At 70.3% G+C, this 3,423-nt stretch carries 4 protein-coding genes; all 4 read right to left on the minus strand.

Annotated features, from left to right (window positions below):
* On the minus strand, positions 1-535 hold a 535-nt coding region (locus D7Y13_RS39925), incomplete at its 3' end, for a hypothetical protein (protein ID WP_208734542.1).
* Positions 535-996, minus strand: a complete 462-nt coding sequence (locus tag D7Y13_RS39930; protein WP_147444361.1) for a hypothetical protein — start codon at positions 994-996, stop codon at positions 535-537. The genes D7Y13_RS39925 and D7Y13_RS39930, both read right to left, overlap by 1 nt.
* 184 nt (positions 997-1,180) lie before the next feature.
* On the minus strand, positions 1,181-2,863 hold the full coding sequence (locus D7Y13_RS39935; RefSeq protein WP_120535102.1) for an ABC1 kinase family protein: 1,683 nt from the start codon (positions 2,861-2,863) through the stop codon (positions 1,181-1,183).
* The coding region (locus D7Y13_RS39940) for a Na+/H+ antiporter NhaA (protein ID WP_147452617.1) at positions 2,860-3,423 on the minus strand (564 nt) is incomplete at its 5' end. The genes D7Y13_RS39935 and D7Y13_RS39940, both read right to left, overlap by 4 nt.

Raw genomic sequence — 3,423 nt, forward strand, 5'->3', positions numbered from 1 at the left:
AGATGTGTATCAGAGACAGCTTCTGGAGGCCCTTCTCCAGCGCCGTCCACTGGCGCTTCACGGACGCGGGCACCAGCTTCGCCGTCGCCGGGCGGGCCGCGGCGGGCGAGGCCAGGGCCTTGCCGTCCTTGCCGTTGCGCACGGTGAGGCGCACCTGCTGCTTCTTGCCCGTGGTGGACGTGTCCGCGACCAGGATGGCGCTCAGGCCCAGTTCGGAGGCCACGGCGGAGGCGCCAGCGGCCGTGGTGGGGTCCCGCCCCAGTCGTGACGCGGCGCTGCGCACGGCGGACTCGGGCACGATTTCATAGCGGGCCGGACGGCGGGCCAGCTCCGCTTCCAGCGCGTCGCGCGCGGCCTCCGCGTGCGGACCGGAGGCGAGCACCGCGACGCGGCGCGCCTCCGCCTGCTTCGCGGGCTTCTTCTTCGCGGACTGCGTCGTCTTCACCGGCTTCTTCGGCGCGGCATAGGCGACAGGCCCCAGGAGGAGGGCGGCGCCCAGCAAGGCGGTGAGGGAGCCGGAACGGGTGCGCGTCATCACGGCGAGCTCGGCTTTCCGTTGACCAGCCACTCGGTGAGGCAGGCGGTCTCCGCCGCGCTGAGCGGGTTGCCCTGCGGCATCTGCGTCCCACAGCCAGGGTTGGACGTCAGCTTCTTCAGGAAGAGCGAATTGGCCGGATTGGCGCTGTCCGCCACCGGCACGGAGCTGCACGTCGCGGAGGAGGTCGTCGTGTAGAGGCGCCCCGGAAGGCCCGTGGCCTGCAGGTCCAGGCCCGCGCCAATCTCCTTGCTGGAGGTGGAGTGACACGCGAAGCACTGCGCCTGGATGATGCCGGTGGCGGTGGTGCCGGCCGCGCAGGCGCTGGTGCCCCCGGTGAAGCGATCGGGATCATCCAGCCCGCCAGCACAGCCGGCGGAGGTGGCGAGGAGCGCGACCGCGAACAGCGAGGCCAGCGGGGCGCGGTGCGGACGACGGGCGGCGGTTGGGTTCGCGAACAAGACGACCACGTGGGCAAGAGGGGAGACGACAGGGCCCGCAGCCTACCCGGGCCGAGCATGACTGTGCACCCCTCAACGGATCCGTTCTCGCTCCCGTGACACGCGCTCCCCGGCCTGCCTGCACGAGGCCGGGTGGGCCGGTGTCACACCCACCTCACCACGAGGGTCCTCCAGGCTCCGGACGCTAGCGGCGCTTCTTCAGGAAGCGGGTGACGCTCACCTTTCCGAAGCGGCCGCCGAACAGGTACCAGGTGAGCACCGCGCCGAAGAGCGCCGCCGCCACCGCGATGCCCACGATGCCCAGCACCGGCACGTTGCCGTACATGGGGGGCCGGGGCGCGAAGGCGATGAAGGCGCCCACGATGAAGCCGCACGCGCACAGGCCCAGGAACGCGATGACGGCCACGCTGCGCAGGTTCTCGTTGAGCTTGTCGAACTGTTCCGCGCGCACGGTGACGCTGAACTTGCCCGTCTCCAGGTCCAGGAGGATCTGCGACAGCTGCGTGGGCAGGTCCTGCGCCATGGACTGGAAGCGCAACAGCGTGCGCATCAGGCCCCCCTGGAGCTGGCTCGGATCATACCGCCCGGCGAGCAGCTCCTTCGCGTACGGCAGCGCGACCTCCAGGATGTTCATCTCCGGGTAGAGGCTGCGCAGCATCCCTTCCGTGGAGATGGAGGCGCGCGACAGGAGCGCATACTCCTTGGGGATGCGGATGCGGTACTTCACCGCGAGATCCAACAGGTCCCTGAGCAGCGTGCGCGCGTCCACCTGGCCCAGCGTGGTGGGCAGGTGCTGGCCGAGGATGGACTCGATGTCGTTGCGAAAGCCCATCAGGTTGGCGCGCGCGTCGGGCACGCCCACGCGGTAGAGGATGCGCGCCACGGAGTCGCTGTCCTTGAGCGCCACCGCGAGGCACAGCATCACCAGCGTCTCCTGCATGGGGCGCGTGAGCCGGCCCACCACGCCGAAGTCCAGCAGCGCCAGCCGGTTGCCCTCCATGAGCAGCAGGTTCCCGGGGTGCGGGTCGCCGTGGAAGAGGCCGTCGTCGAAGAGCTGGCGGAAGCTGGCCTCCAGGATGTTCTGCGCCAGCTGCTTGCGCTCCGCCTCCGACAGCAGGGCGGGGTTGATCTTCTCCCCGCGGATGAACTCCAGCGTGAGCACGGTGCGGCTGGACAGCGGCGCGTGCACGCGGGGGATCTTCATGTACGGGCGGTCCTGGTGGGTCTCCAGGAACGCGCGGATGTTGGAGGCCTCGTTGACGAAGTCCAGCTCCTCGTGGATGGCCCGGTCGAACTCGTCCACGATGCCGGAGGGCGTGTAGATGCCCGTCTCCTCCACCACGGCCTCCAGCAGGCGCGCCAGCGAGCGCAGCACGCCCAGGTCCGCGTCGATGCGCTCGGCGATGCCCGGCCGCTGCACCTTGACGACGACCTCCTCGCCGTCCAGCGTCACCGCGCGGTGCACCTGCGCGATGGACGCGGCGGCGAGCGGCTCCGGATCCACGTGCGCGAACAGCTCGTGCACGTCCTTGCCCAGCGCTTCGCGGATCTGCGCGTGGATGGCCTCCAGGGGAATGGCCTCCACGTGGTCCTGGAGCGTGGCCAGCTCCTCCACGAACTCCGCGGGCAAGAGGTCCGCGCGGGTGGAGAGCACCTGGCCCAGCTTGATGAACGTGGGGCCCAGCTCCGCCAGGAAGAGGCGGAAGCGGCGCGCGGTGGACTCGCGCTGGGTCTCCGGGGAGACCTCCACCTTCTCCTTGCGGCCCAGCATGCGCCACACGCCCGCGCGGTCAGCCACCTCGCCGAAGCCATGGCGGGCGGCGATGACGGTGATCTGCCGGATGCGGTTGAGGTCCTGGAGGTTCATGGCGGAGGGGTGGACGCGACCGTGGGTCGGGCCACGTAGCGCAATAGCACGTACCCCACCACGGCGGAGAGCAGCGAGCCGGTGAGGATGCCCAGCTTCGCCTCCGCGAGCAGCGCCGGCTGTCCACTGAACGCCAGTCCGCCCACGAACAGGGCCACCGTGAAGCCGATGCCCGCCACCACCGCCACGCCGTGCAACTGCGCGAGGCTCGCGCCCGCGGGCAGGGGGGACACGCCCGCCTTCACCGCCGCCCAGGTGAAGAGGAAGATGCCCACCTGCTTGCCCACGAAGAGGCCGGCGATGATGCCCAGGGGCAGGGGCTTGAGCAGGTCCGAAAGGCCCATGCCGGACACATCCACGCCGGAGTTGGCCAACGCGAACAGCGGCACGATGCCGTACGCCACGAAGCCGTGCCACAGGTGGACGAAGCGGTTGAGCGGCGGCTCGATGTCCTCCAGCGCCTCCTCGATGTGCAGGAGCTGCGCGCCGCGCTGACCTTCGTCATCCGGCTGCGCCACGAGGCTCTTGATGTAGTCCGCCAGCTCCTCCAGCACCTCGCG

Source organism: Corallococcus praedator, from assembly GCF_003612125.1.
Taxonomy (GTDB): Bacteria; Myxococcota; Myxococcia; order Myxococcales; family Myxococcaceae; genus Corallococcus; species Corallococcus praedator.